The organism is Stenotrophomonas maltophilia (assembly GCF_006974125.1).
In the GTDB taxonomy this organism is placed as follows: Bacteria; Pseudomonadota; Gammaproteobacteria; order Xanthomonadales; family Xanthomonadaceae; genus Stenotrophomonas; species Stenotrophomonas maltophilia_O.
Map to the genome: position 1 here is coordinate 1,867,253 of NZ_CP037858.1, position 18,238 is coordinate 1,885,490.

Sequence of the window (18,238 nt, forward strand, 5' to 3'; positions counted from 1 at the left end):
CCTCCTCCTTTACTTTGTCCAAACGCCTGCCACCCGCACAGCGGCCCGAACGCTCGCAACGAGAGTGATCGAAGCTCAACAAAAAGCCCCGGCAGATGCCAGGGCTTTTCGTTTGGAACGGCGCGGGCGCCTTACTTCTTCTTCGGCATGTACAGATCGGTGATCGTGCCGTCGTAGATTTCCGACGCCATCGCCACCGACTCGCTCAGCGTCGGGTGCGCATGGATGGTATGGCCGATGTCTTCGGCCTCCGCACCCATCTCGATGGCCAGGCCGATCTCGGCCAGCAGGTCACCAGCGTGCACGCCAACGATCGCGCCACCAATGATGCGGTGGGTCTCTTCGTCGAAGATCAGCTTGGTGAAGCCCTCGGTGCGACCGATGCCGATCGCGCGGCCACTGGCGGCCCACGGGAACTTGGCCACGCCGACCTTCAGGCCCTTGGCCTTGGCTTCGGTTTCGGTCACGCCGACCCAGGCGATTTCCGGGTTGGTGTAGGCCACCGACGGAATCACGCGGGCAACCCACTCCTTCTTGTGGCCGGCAGCCACTTCGGCGGCCAGCTTGCCTTCGTGCGTGGCCTTGTGGGCCAGCATCGGGTTGCCGACGATGTCGCCGATGGCAAAGATGTGCGGCACGTTGGTACGCATCTGGCGGTCAACCGGGATGAAGCCACGCTCGGTGACCTGCACGCCGGCCTTTTCGGCATCGATCTTCTTGCCGTTCGGCGAGCGGCCCACGGCCACCAGCACGCGGTCGAAGGTGCCCTGCGCCAGCGCCGGCGCCTGGCCTTCCTCGGCGGCTTCGAAGGTGACGGTGATGCCCTTGGCATCGGCGGTGACGCCCGAGGCCTTGGTCTTCAGGTGCACGTCGATGCCCTGCTTCTTCAGGCGGTCGGCCAGCGGCTTGACCAGGTCCTTGTCGGCGCCCGGCATCAGCTGGTCCATGAACTCGACCACGGTGACCTTGCTGCCCAGCGCGCCATACACGGTGGCCATTTCCAGGCCGATGATGCCGCCACCGACAACCAGCAGCGAGCCCGGCACTTCGGCCAGCTCCAGCGCGTCGGTGGAATCCATCACGCGCTTGTCGTCCCACGGGAAGTTCGGCAGCTTCACTGCCTGCGAACCGGCGGCGATGATGCACTTCTGGAAGCGCAGCAGCTGGGTGCTGCCGTCAGCAGCGGTGATTTCCAGCTCGTTGGCCGAGATGAACTTGCCGACGCCCTGCACGCTGCGCACCTTGCGCTGCTTGGCCATGCCGGCCAGGCCCTTGGTCAGCTGGTTGACGACCTTTTCCTTGTACTCGCGCAGCTTGTCCAGGGTGATGGTCGGCTTGCCGAACTCGACGCCGAAATCACCGGCGTGGGCCACTTCGTCGATGACCGCTGCGGCATGCAGCAGCGCCTTGGACGGAATGCAGCCGACGTTGAGGCAGACGCCGCCGAGGCTGGCGTAGCGCTCGACCAGCACCGTGTCCAGGCCGACATCGGCGGCGCGGAAGGCGGCGGTGTAGCCGCCCGGGCCCGAGCCCAGCACGACCATTTCGCATTCGATGTCGGCCGGCTTGCCGCTGGACAGCGCCGGCTTCGGTGCCGCCGGTTCAGCCGGGGCGCGGTGCGACGGGGTCACCGGCGGCTTGCTGGCCGGGGCGGCAGCAGCGGGAGCCGGCGCGGCGGCCTTGGCCGGGGCTTCGGCGGCGCCTTCAGCGTCCAGCACCACGACCACGGCACCTTCGGACAGGGTGTCGCCCAGCTTGACCTTGATTTCCTTGACCACGCCAGCAGCCGAGGACGGCACTTCCAGGGTGGCCTTGTCCGATTCCAGGGTCACCAGGCCCTGGTCCTTCTTCACTGTGTCGCCGACGGCGACCAACACTTCAATCACCGGCACATCGCTGTAATCGCCGATGTCGGGAACCTTGACTTCAATCGTGGCCATGGTGGGTTTTCCTCGTGCCCGCCCGGCATGGCCGGCGGGCTGTCACTGCATCTGTTCACGCGGCCGCGCCAGGGGCTGCGGCCGCACGGTGGGGGCGAAGCGAGTGCCTTACAGCAGCACGCGGCGCATGTCGGCCAGTACCTGCGACAGGTACGTGGTGAAGCGTGCGGCCAGGGCGCCGTCGATGACGCGGTGGTCGTAGCTCAGCGACAGCGGCAGCATCAGCTTCGGTGCGAATTCCTTGCCGTTCCAGACCGGCTGGATGGACGACTTGGAGACGCCGAGGATGGCCACTTCCGGTGCATTGACGATCGGGGTGAACGCGGTGCCACCGATGCCACCCAGCGAGCTGATCGAGAAGCAGCCGCCGCTCATGTCGGCCGGGCCCAGCTTGCCGTCGCGCGCCTTCTTGGCCAGTTCGCCGGTTTCCTGCGCGATCTGCACCACGCCCTTCTTGTCCACGTCGCGGATGACCGGCACGACCAGGCCGTTCGGCGTATCGGCGGCGAAGCCGATGTGGAAGTACTTCTTCAGGGTCAGGTTTTCACCGCTGGCATCGAGCGAAGCGTTGAATTCCGGGAACTTCTTCAGTGCCGCGGCGCTGGCCTTGATCAGGAAGGCGAGCATGGTCAGCTTGATGCCGGCCTTCTCGTTCTCCTTGTTCAGCGCCACGCGCAGGCCTTCCAGGTCGGTGATGTCGGCCTGTTCGAACTGGGTGACGTGCGGGATCATCGCCCAGTTGCGGGCCAGGTTGGCACCCGAGATCTTCTTGATGCGCGACAGCGGCTGCACTTCGGTCTCGCCGAACTTGCTGAAGTCAACCTTCGGCCACGGCAGCAGGTTCAGGCCACCACCGGCAGCGACAGCAGCACCGCCGGCAGCCGGCGCGCCACCGCTGAGTGCGGCCTTGACGAACTTCTGCACGTCACCCTTGGTGATGCGGCCGCCCTTCTCGGTGCCGTTGATCTGCAGCAGGTCCACGCCCAGTTCGCGGGCGAACACACGCACCGCCGGGGTGGCGTATGGCACCTTGGCCGGCAGCACGCCATCGGCGTTGAACTGCACCGGCGGGCTGCTCGGGGTACCGGCCGAGGCAATCTCGCGGGCCGCCAGCTTGTCCGGCTGCACCGGCACAGCGACCGGCTCGACCTTGGTGGCGGTCTCGGCGGCAGCCGGAGCGGCCGCAGCGGCAGCCTTGGTCGGCGCCGGCGCACCAGCGCCCTCGGCTTCGATGATGGCGACCACATTGCCCTGCGACAGATTGTCGCCAACCTTGACCTTGATCTCCTTGACCACACCGGCCACCGAAGACGGCACTTCCATGGTGGCCTTGTCGCTTTCCAGCGTCACCAGGCCCTGGTCCTTCTTGACGGTGTCGCCCACGGCGACCAGCACTTCGATGACCGGGATACCGGAGTAATCGCCGATATCAGGCACCAGCGCTTCCACCGCACCGCCGCTGGCGGCCGGGGCAGCCGGAGCGGCCGGGGCCGGCGCACTCTGGGTGGCGGCAGCCGGGGCAGCGGCCTTGGCCGGGGCGGGAGCGGCAGCTGCCGGCGCAGCGGCCTCGCCTTCGGCCACTTCGATCAGCGCCACGACCTTGCCCTCGGACAGGCTGTCGCCAACCTTGACCTTCAGTTCCTTGACCACACCGGCAACCGAGGACGGCACTTCCATCGTGGCCTTGTCGCTTTCCAGCGTCACCAGGCCCTGGTCCTTCTTGACCGTGTCGCCGACGGCGACAAGCACCTCGATTACCGGGATATCGCTGTAGTCACCGATATCGGGGACAAGTGCTTCCTTGATTTCGGCCATGGGGATAACTCCGGCAATCTGGTGTAGGGAAACGTCTATTGTGCGGCCAGCGGGGGCCAGCGCCAACCGTTACAGGTGTTTTCAGTACGCACGCAGCCGGGACAGGCTGTTGCCCATGGGGTGTGGCCGCGACCAGTCGGTAGCGTATTGTCCGGACGATGTCCGCTTCATGTCGCCAGTGCGTCGGCCACCGGCTGCCAGGCCACGCGCAGGCGCGGCAACGACCAGGCCGCATTGGCCGGGCTGGTGGAAGGCAGCGCCAGCAGCCGGGGTGGGGCCTCCAGCCGTGGCAACACCCAGCGCTGGAACGCCAGCATCGATGCACCGCCATTGCAACCGATCAGCTCCAGCTCAGGAAGGGAGGCGATCAATGCCGGCAGCGCATTGGGCACTTCCGTGCCGCGCACGATGTGCGCATCCAGGCTGCCGCGACGTTCGCATTGGCCGATCACATCCCACAGGCCGACACCTGCCGCCTGCACCGCCTGCAACCGCTGCGCGTACGGCAGGCCTGCGTCAAACCCGCAGATATCAGCCATCAGCGACCAGAAGCGATTGCGTGGATGGGCGTAGTAGCGCTGCTCCTGCAATGACGCCGCGCCCGGCATCGAGCCCAGCAACAGCACCCGGCACTGCACGTTCACCTGCGCTTGCAGGCCGATGCACAACGTTGCTTCGCTCACATCTTCTCCAACTGCATGAATGTCGGCGCACGCGGAAAACCCCATGGAAACAGGCTTTTCGCACTGATCGCTGAACAAGGAAAACTATTTTTTAACGCGCGTCGGATTCGATTCATGTTGAGGCGACTACGGTGTGCTCGCCCCGCAACCGGGGGCCCAAAACAAGAAACACTAGGAGATACCCCCATGCGCTCCATCCGTATCCTGAGTCTCGCCCTGCTGACCTCCGCCGCCTTCGCGCCGGCCGCTTTCGCCCAGGACAGCAGCTCCACCGATACCGCTTCGGGCAAGCATTTTGCCGTGGTTGGCGGCGTCGCGCTGCTGCAGCCGAAGAATGATCCGATCGACGGCATCAAGAAGGTCGATGGCGGTCCGGCGCCGACCGTCAGCTTCAGCTACTACATCAACGACAACTGGGCCGTTGAACTGTGGGGCGCCGCCGACAAGTTCGACCACAAGGTGAAGGGCCCGAACAATGCCCGCCTGGGCAACGTCGAGCAGCAGCCGGTAGCGCTGAGCGGCCAGTACCACTTCGGCCAGGCTGACAACGTGTTCCGCCCGTTCGTGGGCGTGGGCTACTACCAGTCCAGCTTCAGCAATGAAACGCTGGCTGACGGCAGCAGCTCCGACATCCGCCTCAAGGATGCCAAGGGCGTGATCGGCACCGTCGGCGTGGACATGAACATCAACTCCACCTGGTTCGCCCGTGCAGATGCCCGCTACATGCGTTCGCGTCCGGACGTGAAGGTCGGCGGCGAGAAGATCGGCGAAGCCAAGATGGACCCGTGGACCGTCGGCTTCGGCATCGGCGCCCGCTTCTGATCCAGGCAGCACCGGTTTCGTTGATGTAACGCGACGGGCCCTGCGGGGCCCGTCGTCGTTTCCGTCACCCGCTGTCTGTAGAGTCGAGCCAAGCCCCCCTATCCCGGGTCGAGCGGCGGGCTCCGCGCGCATTGCGATGCGCTACGTTCAATGGCGCCCACGGTCAATGGTGGCGCGGCTCGGCTCTACATAATCAGGATGCGGAGGCGCGATGGACGAAGTCGACCTGCTGGTGATCGGTGGCGGCATCAACGGCGCCGGCATTGCCCGTGACGCCAGCGGCCGCGGCCTGCGCGTGCTGCTGTGCGAGCAGCACGACCTGGCCGCACACACCTCAAGCGCCAGCAGCAAGCTGATCCACGGCGGACTGCGCTATCTGGAACAGGGTGAGTTCGGCCTGGTGCGCAAGGCACTGGGCGAGCGCGAGGTGGTGCGCCGGCAGGCACCACACCTGGTCCGTCCGTTGCGCTTCGTACTGCCATGGGAACCCCACCTGCGACCGCGCTGGATGCTGCGCGCGGGCCTGTGGCTGTATGACCATCTCGGCCGGCGCAGCCCGACCTTCCCCGCCTCGCGCGCACTGGACCTGCAACGCGACCCACTCGGCCCCTGGCTTTCCCCGGATCTGCGGCAGGCCTTCAGCTATGCCGATGCGCAGGTCGATGACGCGCGGCTGGTGCTGCTCAATGCTCTGGACGCCGCCCAACGTGGCGCACGGGTACATGTGCGCAGCCGCTGCATCGAACTGCGCCCTGTGCAGGGCCGTTGGCAGGCGACGCTGGAAGCCACCGACGGCCGGCAGCAAACGGTGATCGCCCACGCCGTTGCCAATGCGGCCGGCCCCTGGGCAGGAGGCCTGCTGGAACGCATGCAGGCGCGCGATGGCGGCCCCGCGCTGCGCCTGGTACAGGGCAGCCACATCGTACTGCGCCGGCCCTGGCCCGACGACAGTGCGTGCCTGCTTCAGCAACCCGATGGCCGTGTGGTGTTCCTGCTGCCCTTCGCCGACGACCACCTGCTCGTCGGCACCACCGACACCGACTACCGCGGCGACCCGGCCCGGTGCAGCGTGCTGCCTTCCGAAGTGGCTTACCTGTGCGAGGCCGCCAACCGCTACCTGCGCGATCCGATCGCCCCGCAGGACGTGGTCTGGCAGTTCGCAGGGGTACGTCCGCTGCTGGCCGATCCGGACCCGCGTGCAGCGAAGCTGAGCCGTGACTACCGCCTGCAACTGCAGTCCGGCCCGGCGCCTGCACTGCACGTGCTGGGCGGCAAGCTGACCACGTACCGGGTACTGGCCGAAGAAGCGCTGGACCTGCTGCGCCCGGCTCTGCCGCAGATGGGACCGGCATGGACGGCAGCGGGCCACCCGCTGCCGGGCAGCGACTGGGGCGACGCAGCGCAGGCGCATTCCCGCCTGCAGGCACTGGCACCGTGGCTGCCCTCCGATACGGCGCAGCGTTGGGCCGAGGCCTACGGCAGCCGCAGTGCTGCGCTGCTGCAGGGCGCGCACAGCCTGGAGGATCTTGGCGAGGACCTTGGTGCGGGCCTGCACGCGCGCGAGGTCGCCTTCCTGCGTGACCACGAATGGGCGCGTAGCGCCGAAGACGTGCTGTGGCGACGCAGCAAGCTGGGCCTGCGGCTGGACGCCAGGCAGGTGGCACGGCTGCAGGCGTGGATGTCGCAACGGTAGCGCCGGGCCATGCCCAGCGGTTCGCGGAGACGCCGGGCATGGCCCGGCGCTACCGATGCTTTAGGATTTCCCCATCGCTACCGGAGACGCTGCATGACGCCCCGCTACGTGCTGGCCATCGACCAGGGCACCACCAGTTCGCGCGCGATCCTGTTCGACCGTGCTGGCGACATCGTCGGCAGTGCGCAGCGCGAGTTCGCGCAGATCTTCCCGCAACCCGGCTGGGTCGAGCACGACCCGCGGGAGATCCTCACCAGTGTCTATGCCACGCTGACCGAACTGCTCAGCCGCGAACAGATCGACCCGCGTCATATCGCCGCACTGGGCATCACCAACCAGCGTGAGACCACCGTGGTCTGGGACCGCGCCACCGGCCAGCCGATCCACAATGCCATCGTCTGGCAATCGCGGCAGAGCCACGCCATCTGCGAGCGGCTGAAGTCCGACGGGCATGAGGCACTGGTCCGCGAACGCACCGGCCTGCTGATCGACGCCTATTTCTCCGCCACCAAGGTGCGCTGGATCCTCGACCACGTGGAGGGTGCGCAGCAACGCGCCGAGCGTGGCGAGCTGCTGTTCGGCACCATCGACAGCTGGCTGGTATGGAACCTCAGTGGCGGCCAGGCGCATGTGACCGACTACAGCAACGCCGCGCGCACTCTGCTGTTCAACATCCACACGCTGGACTGGGATGACGATCTGCTGGCGCTGCTGGACATACCCCGCGCGATGCTGCCGCAGGTGCGCGATTCCAGCGCAGTGTATGCGCACACCCGGCCGCAGTTCTTCTTCGACCACCCGATTCCGATCGCCGGCATCGCCGGAGACCAGCAGGCGGCGCTGTTCGGCCAGGCCTGCTTCCAGCCGGGCATGGTCAAGAACACCTATGGCACCGGCTGCTTCATGCTGATGCACACCGGCACGCAGGCGGTGCGTTCGCGCAACGGACTGCTGACCACCATCGCCTGGGGCCTGGACGGGCGCGTGGAATATGCGCTGGAAGGTTCGATCTTCATCGCCGGTTCGGTGGTGCAGTGGCTGCGCGACGGCCTGCGCATGATCGAGCGCGCCAGCGACAGCCAGGCACTGGCCGCGCAGGTGCCCGACAGCGGCGGCGTCTATCTGGTGCCCGCCTTCGTCGGCCTGGGCGCGCCGTATTGGCGCAGCGATGTGCGCGGCGCAATGTTCGGCCTGACCCGCGGCACCCGCAAGGCGCACTTCGTGCGCGCGGCGCTGGAGGCGATGGCGTACCAGACCCGTGATGTGCTCGACGCGATGCAGTCCGATGCGGGCATCGCGCTGACCGAACTGCGCGCCGACGGCGGCGCGATCGGCAACGACTTCCTGGCCGCCTTCCAGGCCGACATTCTCGGCGTGCCGCTGCTGCGGCCACGGTTGACCGAGACCACTGCGCTGGGCGCGGCCTACCTGGCCGGTCTGGCAGTGGGGTTCTGGTCCAGCCGCGAGCAGATCGCCGCGCAGTGGGGCCTGGACCGGCGCTTCGAGCCACAGATGGAGGTGGCCCGGCGCGAGAAGCTGTATGCCGGGTGGCAGCAGGCCGTGGCGGCCACCCTCGTCTTCCACGTCGACTGAAGGTAGTGCCGGCCGCGGGCCGGCAACCCCATGATCCTTGGCGGCGTTTGCAGATTGCCGGCCAGCGGCCGGCACTAACGCATGGCCAGAACGCCCATAGCGCCGGTCAGAACGCCGGCAGCACCGCGCCCTTGTACTTGGTCTCGATGAAAGCCTTCACCTGCGGGCTGGTCAGGGCCTTGGCCAGCTTCTGCACGCGGGCGTCATCCTTGTTGTCCGGCCGTGCGACCAGGAAGTTCACGTATGGCGAATCCTTGCTCTCGATCGCCAGTGCGTCCTGGGTCGGGTTGAGGCCGGCATCGAGCGCGTAGTTGGTGTTGATCAGGGCCAGATCGACCTGGTCCAGCACACGCGGCAGCATCGCCGAGTCCAGCTCGCGGAACTTCAGGTTCTTCGGGTTGGCGATGATGTCGCGCTGGGTCGACAGGGCGTTGGTCGGGTCCTTCAGCGCGATCACGCCGGCCTTGTGCAGCAGGATCAGCGCGCGGCTGTTGTTGCTCGGGTCGTTCGGGATCACCACGTCGGCGCCTTCGCGCAGCTCGGCCAGCGACTTGATCCTGCGCGAGTACGCACCGAACGGTTCGATGTGCACCCCGATCACCTTCACCAGATCGGTCTTGCGGTCGCGGTTGTAGGCATCCAGGTACGGTTCGGTCTGGAAGTAGTTGGCGTCCACCTGCTTCTGCACCAGCTGGTCGTTGGGCTGCACATAGTCGTTGAACACGCGCACGTCCAGGTCCACGCCTTCCTGCTTGAGGATCGGTTTGACCACCTCGAGGATCTCGGCGTGCGGCACGGCCGTGGCAGCCACCACCAGCTTCTGCGAGGGTTCACCGGACTTGCCACAGGCGGTCAGGGCCAGCGCAGCGGCAAGCAGGGGCAGCAACAGGGTCTTCTTCATGGGCAGGGGGGTTCTCGGGGGGAGTGTCAGGATTTTTCGTAGTTGCTCAGGGCCAGCTCGAGCAGCGCCTTGGCCTGCTCGCGCAGCATCACCGGCTCGACGATCTCGGCATCCGAGCCGTAGTGCAGCACGTCCATCAGCAGCTCGCGGGAGACGCTGTACGGCACCTTCAGTTCATAGCGGCCATCGGCCAGGAAGCGGCCCTGCTGCTTGGAGTGCCAGTGCTCGTCGGCCACCCAGCGCGCGGCCTTGGCACTGAACAGGATGGTCGCCCAGCCCTTCGGCGCACCGGAGAAGATGCCGTAGCTGGCACCCAGCTGCTCGTCCAGCTCGCTGTCGGCCACGTCGCGGGCAGTGCTGTCGACCACGCGCGCCTTGTGGATGCGGTCCACGGCGAAGCTGCGCAGGGCTTCGCGATCATGGTCCCAGGCATCCAGGTACCAGTTGTCGCGGTAATGGGTCAGGCGCTGCGGCGAGACGGTGCGCTTGGTCGGCTCGTCGGTGGAACGGGCACGGTACTCGAACGCCAGCTGGCGGCGCTCCAGCACCGCCGAGGCTACGCTGCGGAAGCTGCCTTCATCGAACTTGCGGCCGCGGTGCGGGATTACCCGCACACGGTCCACCGGCCAGTTGGAGACACCGGCCTGGGCAGCCAGCAGGCTCTCGATACGCTGCTGCAGCGGCGCCAGCACCGAGGACAGCACGCCTCCGCCGGTCCGCGCCAGCAGGTGCTGCGAGGCCAGCAGGGCATGCAGCTCCTCCGAGCTGAGCCACAAGCCGGGCAGCTCGAAGCGGTCACTCTCGTCGGCCTGGTAGCGGAAGCCGGCCTCGCCGTCGCCCTCGATCGGTGCCATCAGCGCATCGCGCAGGAAGGCCAGGTCGCGGTAGACGGTGGCACGGGAACAACCGAGCTTGTCCTGCAGGGTCGCCACCGTCACCGGATAGCGTGCGGACTTGAGCAGACGATGCAGGGCGGTGATGCGTTCGTATCGGTCCATACCCCCGATTATGTCCGAGTCGCGGGTCTTGTGTGGGACGTTTGGGCTATCGTGGTCGCCCCCACCCCTCTGGAACACCCGATGCGCCGGTTGCCTGCCCTGTCCCTGCTGGCCTGCCTGCTGCTGGCCGCCTGTGATCGCGCGCCCGCGCCGGCCAGCACCGAAGCGCCCGTGCCGGCAGCGGATCCGGCGCAGGCGGTGCTGGGCGCCAGCCAGCGCTTCTCGGCCCTGCGCAGCTTCCACGCCGAACTGGAGGTGCTGGGCGCACCGCAGCCGGTGCGCAGCGCCATGGACTTCGTCGCCCCCGACCGCTTCCGGGTGCAGACCCCGGCCGGTCCGCAGACGATCATCGGCGACACCATGTTCCTGCAGGCCGACGACGCGATCCGCCAGGTTCCCACTCCGCCGGGCCTGCTCGAGCAATGGCGCAACCCGCTGCCGGCCGATGCCCTGCCCGCCGACCTGCAGGCCGAAGACCTGGGCAGCCAGTCGCTGGACGGGGTCGAGACGCGTCACTACCGCCTGCGTGGCGCGCAGCCCGGCGAACGCCTGGAGTACTGGGTGGACGCGCAGGGCCTGCCGCGGCAGATCGTCCGCAGCGGCAGCAGCAATGGCCGCAGCTTCCAGCTGCGACTGCGCTATTCGCGCTTCAATGACCCGGCATTGCGCGTCGATCTGCCCTGAATAGGCGATCGCGGCAACGTCTGCTGAAGAAACCGTTTGGATCGATTCGGACCGCCATCACGCTTCCAGTATCATCACCGGCTGTCAACCGCTTCGGAGAAGCCCCGATGTCCCTGCGCGTGTCCCTGCTGATCCCCCTGCTGCTGTGCGCACCGCTCGCGTATGCGCAGGATGCCTCCGAACTGGCGGCGATGTCCTCGCCGTGGAGCGGCAGTGGCGGCGAGCTCGGCTTCGCTTCGGCACGCGGCAACAGCAGCACCGAAAGCTTCAACGGCCGCCTGCGCCTGCGCTACACCGATGGCGACTGGGTGCACAGCATGGACCTGGCCGGCCTGCGTTCCAGCTCCAAGGTGATCGAGACCCGCGACGACGGCTCCACCAGCCGCCGCAACAACACCACCGCCAACCGCTACACCGGCAGTGCCGGCAGCGCGCTGCAGCTGGGCGAGCACCGCCAGCTGACGGCCACGGTGCGTACCGAGCGCGATGACTTCGCCACCTACGACCGCCAGAGCTCGTTCGGCCTGGGTTACGGCACCCGCCTGTGGAACACCGAGCGTTTCTCGTTCGACGCGCAGATCGGCCCCGGTGTGCGCCGCACCCACAGCACCGAGGACGACCGCACCCGCACCGGCATGATCGGACGCGGCCTGTTCGACATGAAGTACTCGCTGACCGACAACACCGACCTGGTCAACACCCTGCTGGTCGAATCGGGTTCCTACAACACCTTCGGCCAGAACGACTTCGGTGTTTCGGTGAGCATGAACGAACATCTGGCGCTGAAGGCCGGCTGGCAGGCGCGTTACAACAGTGACGTGGCCGAGGACAAGCGCAAGACCGATACGCTGACCACGATGAACGTGGTCTACAAATTCAAGTAAGCGGAACGGGCGCCAAGGGCGCCCGTTCTTCTTCCGGTAGTGCCGGCCGCTGGCCGGCACTACCTGATGGCTCAGACGTTCAGCAGTTCGCTGGCGCCATCATCCAGCAGCATCTTCGCCACGCGCTGACCCAGCGCTTCCGGGTCACCGGCAGGGCCCACCGCCTCAGCACGCACGGCACGGCCGTCGCTGGCGCTGCCAACCAGCCCCTGCAGGTGCAGATCATCCCCCTGCCACTGCGCGATGGCCGCCACCGGCACGTGGCAGCTGCCATGCAGCGCGCGGTTCATTGCCCGCTCGGCCTCCACGCAGGCACGCGTGGCCGCGTCATCAAGCGGGGCGAACAACGCCATCAGGCGCGTATTGCCACCGTCGCACTCCACCGCCACCGCCCCCTGTGCCGGGGCCGGCAACCACTGCGGCGGCTGCAGGCGCGCGACGATGCGCTCGCCCAGGCCCAGCCGCTCCAGCCCGGCTACCGCCAGCACGATGGCGTCGTAGCCACCGTTGTCGAGCTTGGCCAGGCGGGTGTTGACGTTGCCGCGCAGGTCCAGCAGTTCCAGGTCCGGTCGCAGCGCGCGCAGCTGGGCCTGTCGACGCAGCGACGAGGTACCGACCCGTGCCCCGATCGGCAGCGCGTCCAGCGAGGCGTACAGATTGGAGACGAAGCCATCGGCGGGATCGTGGCGGGTCAGCATCGCCGGCAACGCGAACGGCGCATCCAGTTCCATCGGCACATCTTTCAGCGAATGCACGGCGCAGTCGGCCTCGCCACGCAGCATGGCCAGCTCCAGTTCCTTCAGGAACAGGCCCTTGCCACCGATGGCGGCGAGCGAGCGGTCGAGCACTTCGTCGCCGCGGGTGCTCATCGGCACCAGTTCCACATGCAGGCCGGGGTGGGCCTGGCGCAGGCGGTCGGCGACGTGTTCGCTCTGCCAGAGGGCGAGCGGGCTCTTGCGGGTGGCGATGCGGACGGTTTCCATCCGGTCATTATCGCGCCTTCGGCGCAGATACGGCCAACGGCGGAGCCCCTCGTGCCTGGTGCTATCAAAGCAGAAGCCGTGCTTGGCCGGGGCGGTGGGGTCATGCGGGGACGCCGTGAACCCATCCCTGGGGGCTTGGCCGCGGCATCCATGCCGCGGACACCCCGCATGACCCCACCGCCCCGGCCTTTGACAGTTTCCGTGTGCGTCAGCCACGGAAGATCAAAAGAAAAGCAGAGCAAGAGCGGGTCGCTTCGCTCGGAGTCGAGCATGGCTCGACTCTACATTTCTCCACTCCGATAACACCAACGCTTTTGCTGTCCGTCGCGGTGGACAACGAGAGGGTTGGGCCGGGACGGGGTGGCGGGACCGTTGGCGCCATGGGCCCGAGGCATGCCTCGGGCGGGTTGGGCAGGACGCCCAACCCCGGTCTTGCCGTGTGCGCAGGACAGCGCACACGAGCAAGGCGCCATCGAGCTTACAGGGATGTACTTGCAGCGTGTCCCGCCACCCCACCTCGGCCCGACCCAGTACGTAGCACCAACGAGCCGACCAACCGGCTGTTGCTGTTGCTTTCGACGTTGCTCGTAAGCAGTCGCGGCCGCAGGCCGCGCGGAACCACTCACAGATGCCGCAGTTCCTGCTTCAGCGTCGCCACGCAGCGGCGGCTGACTTCCAGCGGCTGCTTGCCATGCCGCAGTACCGCCTGCACCTGCCCGCCAGTACCACGGCGCAGCTCCACCAGCTCGTGGCGTGCCACCAGGCAGTTGCGATGGATGCGGATGAAACGGCTGGCGAACTCCTCCTCCAGCGATTTCAGCGACTCCTCGATCAGGTCTTCGCCACGCGCATGGTGCACCACCACGTACTTCTCTTCGGCCTGCAGGTAGTGGATGTCATCCAGCGGGATCAGCCGCAGGCTGCCACGCAGGCGTGCGCACAGCATGCTGCGGGCCTGCTGCCCGCCGCTGCCCTGCGGCTGGCCATCGCGGCCGGCCAGGAAGGTGCGGGCACGTGCGATCGCTGCGGCCAGGCGTTCGGCGCGGACCGGCTTCATCAGGTAATCGATGGCGGCCGCCTCGAACGCCGACAAGGCGTGCGCGTCGTAAGCGGTGCAGAACACCACCGCAGGCCGCGGCTCGAAGCTGGCCAGATGGCGCGCCGCCTCCAGGCCGTCCAGCCCGGGCATCGCGATGTCCAGCAGGACCAGGTCCGGCTGCAGCTCCGCGCACGCATGCAGGGCCTGCTCGCCGTTGCCGGCCTCGGCCACCACATCCACGCCGTCCTGCGCCGCCAGCAGGCTGCGCAGGCGCTCGCGCGCCAGCGGTTCGTCATCGGCGATGACTACCCTCACGATCATCCCCTCACTGGATCGGCACTGTCACCTGGCAGGCATAGTAGCCCTCGCTCCAGCCAGCCGTCATCCGCGCGGCGCTGCCGAAGCGCCAGGCAAGCCGATGACCGATGCTGTGCTGGGCATGGCCGGCACCACGCGCCAGCGCCAACCCCGGCGTCTGCGGATCGGGCGCGGGATTGCGCACGCGGATCTGAAGGTCACTGCCTTCGCGCACCAGCTGCAATTCGATGGTGCCGCCCTCGGGCAGGCGTGAAATGCCATGCAGCACTGCGTTTTCCACCAGCGGCTGCAGTACCAGCCTCGGCAGTGGCAGGTCCCACGGCAGCGGCTCATCGCGTTGCCAGCGCACCTGCAGTCGCTCGCCGAGGCGCAGCGACTCTATCGACAGATAACGCTCGGCCAGCTCGCATTCGTCACGCAGGGTGGAGTCACCCTCGCCCGCGCCCAGGGCAGCACGGAACAGATCGGACAGATCCAGCACCGCGCGTTCGGCCACCGCCGGATCGCGATGCAGCAGGCTGGCGATCAGGTTCATGCTGTTGAACAGGAAGTGCGGGCGGATCCGCGCCTGCAGCGCGTCGGCCTGGGCACGCGCGTTGGCCTGCACCTGCGCGGCCCAGCGATCGCTCACATAGAAGTAGCGCAGGGCCAGCGCGACGATCAGTGCCGTGGTTGCCGCACTGCCGAGGGTAAAGCGCCAGAAGCTGATGCCGCGGGCGAAGTTGTCGCCCAGTACCGCGTACAGCGCATGCACGATGCCGGCACAGATCACCGCGATCACGGTCGCCAGCACGAGCGCCGCGACAGCGCCCAGCGCCTGCGGCAGCCTCGACAGTGCCTGCCGCAGCAGGCACAGGCTGGCGGTGACCGCCAGCGCCAGCCATAGCGCGAAGCCGCTGGCCGACAGCAGCTCGCCGAAGGTCCAGTGGCGGCTGCCATCGGGCGCCAACGCCAGCACCACCACCACCAGCTCGGCCAGGCCGAGCATCGCCGCCAGCCGCGGCAGGCGGCACAGTTCCGGCATCCACGGCGATGTGCTGGCCGGCGGCATGGCTCAGGCGGCGCCCAGACGTTCCTGCAGCCAGTCACCCAGTGCCTGGATCTCTTCGGCGCAGACCTGGTGGGCCATCGGATAGCTGTGCCACTCCACCTCCAGGCCCAGCGCCTGCAGGGCCTGCGCGCTGTGTGCGGCCACCGCCTGCGGAATCACCGGGTCGCTGCTGCCATGGGCCATGAACAGCGGCACCTGCACGGCACCATCAACGCGCTGGGCGCTCTCGGCTTCGGGCAGGTAGGTGGACAGTGCAATCAGGCCGGCCAGCGGCGCGGTGCGCGACAGTGCAGCGGTGAGGATGATTGCCCCGCCCTGCGAGAAGCCCGCCAGGAAGATCTTCTCCGGCGCGATGCCGCGCTCGATCTCGCGTGCGATCAGTGCATCCAGCTGCACCACCGACTCCTGCACGCCGGCCATGTCGGCGCGCGAGCGGAAGTCCATGCCGACGATGTCGTACCAGCCGCGCATCGGCACGCCGTTGTTGATCGTGATCGGCCGCACCGGTGCGTGCGGGAACACAAAGCGCAGCGCCGGCCAGTGCGGACGCACCAGCTCCGGCACGATCGGCGCGAAGTCGTGGCCGTCGGCGCCAAGCCCGTGCAGCCAGATCACCGACCACTGCGGCGAGGCGCCGGTCTCCTGTTCCACCGTTTGCAGCATGATGCGGCTCCTTCAAGTTCGAGCCGCATTATGCCGCTGGTGCAGGGCCATCAGTACAGCGGCGGTTGCTCGGCTGCTTCCCGGCGCAGCTGCGCGGCGCGTACCAGTACCGGCGGCGGGATGTTCTCCTCGGGAATATCAAGCAGGCCGAGGCGATGCAGGAAGGCGCCCGGGCCGCGCGAAGACGTCAGCGCCACCACCGGTACCGCCAGCACCATGCCGATCACCACCGGTGCCATCCACGCCGCCAGCGACGGCGATACCGCCCAGGCCAGCAGGCCCATGAAGGCACCGAACACGCCCAGCCCGCCGTAGCCGCGGATCAGGGCCATCCACGAGATGCCACCATCGTCACGCTGCTGTGCGTCCCAGCCGGAATCGCGGCCGGAAAGCACTTCGGCCACGCCGCGCGACTGCACGTACATCACCACCGGCGCCATCAGCGCGGCCAGCACGGTCTCCACCAGCATCGACACGAACGCACGGATCGCGCCGCCGCAGCCGCGGCGGTCGACCGGGTCCAGCAGCATCGCCAGGTAGCCCAGTACCTTGGGCAGCAGCAGCACCGCCATGGTGGCGGCGAACAGGCGTACCACCTGCTCCTCATCCTGGGCACGCCAGTACACGCTGGGCGACAGGTGCAACAAAGCGTTGAAGTCGATGCCTTCCTGGAACAGTGGAATGGCGATGCCGATCAGCATCAGCATCGCCCACATCGGCGCGGTGAAGTAGTGGCCGATGCCGATCAGCATGTGCGTGCGGCTGATCCAGTGCAGGCCGCGGCTGCCGACCACCTTGCCATGCTGCAGGTTGCCCTGGCACCAGCGGCGGTCGCGCACCAGCAGGTCGGTCAGCGTCGGCGGGCCTTCTTCATAGCTGCCGCCCAGGTACGGCACCATGTGCGCAGCCCATCCGCCACGGCGCATCAGCGCCGCTTCGACGAAGTCGTGGCTGAGAACGTGGCCGCCGAACGGCTTGCGCCCCGGCAGCGCCGGCAGGCCGGCGTGGTCGGCGAAGGCACGGGTGCGGATGATCGCGTTGCGGCCCCAGTAGTTGCTCTCGGCGCCATGCCACCAGGCCACGCCACGGGCGATCACCGGGCCGTACACGCGACCGCCGAACTGCTGCATGCGGGCGAACAGGGTGCGGCCACCGATCACCGATGGCAGGGTCTGGATCAGGCCGACATCGGCGTTGTGTTCCATGCCGGCCACCAGGCGCACGATGCTGTCGCCGGTCATCAGGCTGTCGGCGTCCAGGATCAGCATCTGCGGGTAGGCGCCGCCGAAGCGGCGCACCCAGTCGGCGATGTTGCCGGCCTTGCGCCCGCTGTTGTCGCCACGGCGGCGGTAGAACAGGCGCGTCTGCCCGTCCTGCACGCGGTCGCGCAGTTCGGCGAATACCTGCTCCTCGGCACGTGCGATGTCCTCGCGCCGGGTATCGCTGAGCACGAAGAAGTCGAAGCGTTCGAGCTGGCCGGTGGCGGCCACCGATTCGTAGATCGCCTGCAGGCCCGCCAGCAGTCGGCGCGGATCCTCGTTGTAGGTCGGCATCAGCAGCGCGGTGCGGCTGTGCACGGTCGGCAGCGGCTTGTCCGGGTCGATGCCGAGGCGATAGCCGCGGTCGAACACGGCGGTCAGGAAGCCAGCAACGGCGCTGGCAAAGGACAGCGCGATCCAGGCGAACAGGCCGACGAACAGCACCAGCAGGCAGGCTTCCAGCACGCTGATGCCATTGGCCGACAGCACCCGCCACATCATGCGGGTGGCGATGGCGGTCATGGCCAGGGTGCCGCCGAAGATGTAGAACCGGCGCAGGCCGATCAGGCGTGGCGAGGTACGGTGCCGACGGACCTTCAGCGCGCCTTCGCGCAGGGTCTGTTCGGGCATCGGCAGCGGTGATTCGGCGGGCAGCAGCGCCCAGCCGGCGTCGAGCCGGGGCGCATCCGCTTCCGCGTGGATGGTTTGACCCCCCATCACCGCTTACTCCCCACGGTCGGCATGGCCGGCCGTCCCGGCCGGGCTGCATGCGCGAAGGTTCCCGGCGCGCCTTCCCGGCGCCCGCACTTGTCCTGGCTGTGCCGGCCCTTGGCCGCACAGTCGCTGTCTATAACTACCGGAACCCACACGATCTCCAACGGGGCGGAATCGAAAATGCGGCCCAGTCTAGGG

15 protein-coding genes are annotated in these 18,238 nt (G+C 67.7%); 5 read left to right on the forward strand and 10 right to left on the reverse strand.

The genetic code is table 11. From position 1 onward, the window contains the following. Nucleotides 1-131: 131 nt before the first annotated feature. The 3 genes from lpdA to EZ304_RS08480 form a co-directional block, all read right to left on the reverse strand. Entirely contained in the window at nucleotides 132-1,940 is a 1,809-nt protein-coding gene (gene lpdA, locus EZ304_RS08470) for a dihydrolipoyl dehydrogenase (protein WP_142806789.1), read from the reverse strand. 108 nt (nucleotides 1,941-2,048) lie between these two features. After that, nucleotides 2,049-3,755: a dihydrolipoyllysine-residue acetyltransferase gene (aceF, locus tag EZ304_RS08475; RefSeq protein ID WP_142806790.1), complete on the reverse strand. Its 1,707-nt coding sequence runs from the start codon at nucleotides 3,753-3,755 to the stop codon at nucleotides 2,049-2,051. A gap of 167 nt (nucleotides 3,756-3,922) precedes the next feature. Beyond that, entirely contained in the window at nucleotides 3,923-4,438 is a 516-nt protein-coding gene (locus EZ304_RS08480) for a DNA-deoxyinosine glycosylase (RefSeq protein ID WP_142806791.1), read from the reverse strand. Between the two features lie 186 nt (nucleotides 4,439-4,624). On the opposite strand from EZ304_RS08480, the gene EZ304_RS08485 reads away from it, so the two are divergent. From EZ304_RS08485 to glpK, 3 genes are all read left to right on the forward strand, one after another. Next, nucleotides 4,625-5,260 carry an OmpW/AlkL family protein gene (locus EZ304_RS08485; protein WP_005411140.1) on the forward strand — a complete coding sequence of 212 codons (636 nt, stop codon included), beginning with the start codon at nucleotides 4,625-4,627 and terminating at the stop codon, nucleotides 5,258-5,260. A gap of 211 nt (nucleotides 5,261-5,471) precedes the next feature. Beyond that, nucleotides 5,472-6,953 carry a glycerol-3-phosphate dehydrogenase gene (glpD, locus tag EZ304_RS08490; RefSeq protein ID WP_142806792.1) on the forward strand — a complete coding sequence of 494 codons (1,482 nt, stop codon included), beginning with the start codon at nucleotides 5,472-5,474 and terminating at the stop codon, nucleotides 6,951-6,953. Between the two features lie 93 nt (nucleotides 6,954-7,046). Further along, complete coding sequence (gene glpK, locus EZ304_RS08495; RefSeq protein WP_142806793.1) at nucleotides 7,047-8,546, forward strand: glycerol kinase GlpK; 1,500 nt, start codon at nucleotides 7,047-7,049, stop codon at nucleotides 8,544-8,546. Nucleotides 8,547-8,652: 106 nt separating this feature from the next. On the opposite strand, the gene EZ304_RS08500 is transcribed toward glpK, so the two are convergent. Together EZ304_RS08500 and EZ304_RS08505 are read right to left on the reverse strand one after the other, a co-directional pair. Further along, nucleotides 8,653-9,447: a MetQ/NlpA family ABC transporter substrate-binding protein gene (locus EZ304_RS08500; RefSeq protein ID WP_099554713.1), complete on the reverse strand. Its 795-nt coding sequence runs from the start codon at nucleotides 9,445-9,447 to the stop codon at nucleotides 8,653-8,655. A 26-nt stretch (nucleotides 9,448-9,473) separates the two neighbouring features. Beyond that, nucleotides 9,474-10,445 carry a helix-turn-helix transcriptional regulator gene (locus tag EZ304_RS08505; protein ID WP_005411144.1) on the reverse strand — a complete coding sequence of 324 codons (972 nt, stop codon included), beginning with the start codon at nucleotides 10,443-10,445 and terminating at the stop codon, nucleotides 9,474-9,476. An 81-nt stretch (nucleotides 10,446-10,526) separates the two neighbouring features. On the opposite strand from EZ304_RS08505, the gene EZ304_RS08510 reads away from it, so the two are divergent. Both EZ304_RS08510 and EZ304_RS08515 read left to right on the forward strand, forming a co-directional pair. After that, complete coding sequence (locus EZ304_RS08510; protein ID WP_049399177.1) at nucleotides 10,527-11,129, forward strand: LolA family protein; 603 nt, start codon at nucleotides 10,527-10,529, stop codon at nucleotides 11,127-11,129. A 107-nt stretch (nucleotides 11,130-11,236) separates the two neighbouring features. After that, the gene (locus EZ304_RS08515; protein WP_010481298.1) at nucleotides 11,237-12,013 is read left to right on the forward strand and encodes a DUF481 domain-containing protein; all 777 of its coding nucleotides are present in this window, start codon (nucleotides 11,237-11,239) and stop codon (nucleotides 12,011-12,013) included. Nucleotides 12,014-12,084: 71 nt separating this feature from the next. On the opposite strand, the gene hemC is transcribed toward EZ304_RS08515, so the two are convergent. The 5 genes from hemC to mdoH form a co-directional block, all read right to left on the reverse strand. Further along, nucleotides 12,085-12,996, reverse strand: a complete 912-nt coding sequence (gene hemC / locus EZ304_RS08520; protein ID WP_142806794.1) for a hydroxymethylbilane synthase — start codon at nucleotides 12,994-12,996, stop codon at nucleotides 12,085-12,087. A gap of 622 nt (nucleotides 12,997-13,618) precedes the next feature. After that, complete coding sequence (locus EZ304_RS08525; protein WP_185959223.1) at nucleotides 13,619-14,356, reverse strand: LytR/AlgR family response regulator transcription factor; 738 nt, start codon at nucleotides 14,354-14,356, stop codon at nucleotides 13,619-13,621. Between the two features lie 4 nt (nucleotides 14,357-14,360). Beyond that, the gene (locus EZ304_RS08530; protein WP_185959224.1) at nucleotides 14,361-15,404 is read right to left on the reverse strand and encodes a sensor histidine kinase; all 1,044 of its coding nucleotides are present in this window, start codon (nucleotides 15,402-15,404) and stop codon (nucleotides 14,361-14,363) included. A gap of 3 nt (nucleotides 15,405-15,407) precedes the next feature. Beyond that, on the reverse strand, nucleotides 15,408-16,067 hold the full coding sequence (locus EZ304_RS08535; RefSeq protein WP_099554672.1) for an alpha/beta hydrolase: 660 nt from the start codon (nucleotides 16,065-16,067) through the stop codon (nucleotides 15,408-15,410). A gap of 50 nt (nucleotides 16,068-16,117) precedes the next feature. Then, nucleotides 16,118-18,043 (reverse strand): glucans biosynthesis glucosyltransferase MdoH, encoded by a 1,926-nt coding sequence (gene mdoH, locus EZ304_RS08540; RefSeq protein WP_142806796.1) that lies wholly within the window; start codon nucleotides 18,041-18,043, stop codon nucleotides 16,118-16,120. Nucleotides 18,044-18,238 lie beyond the last annotated feature (195 nt).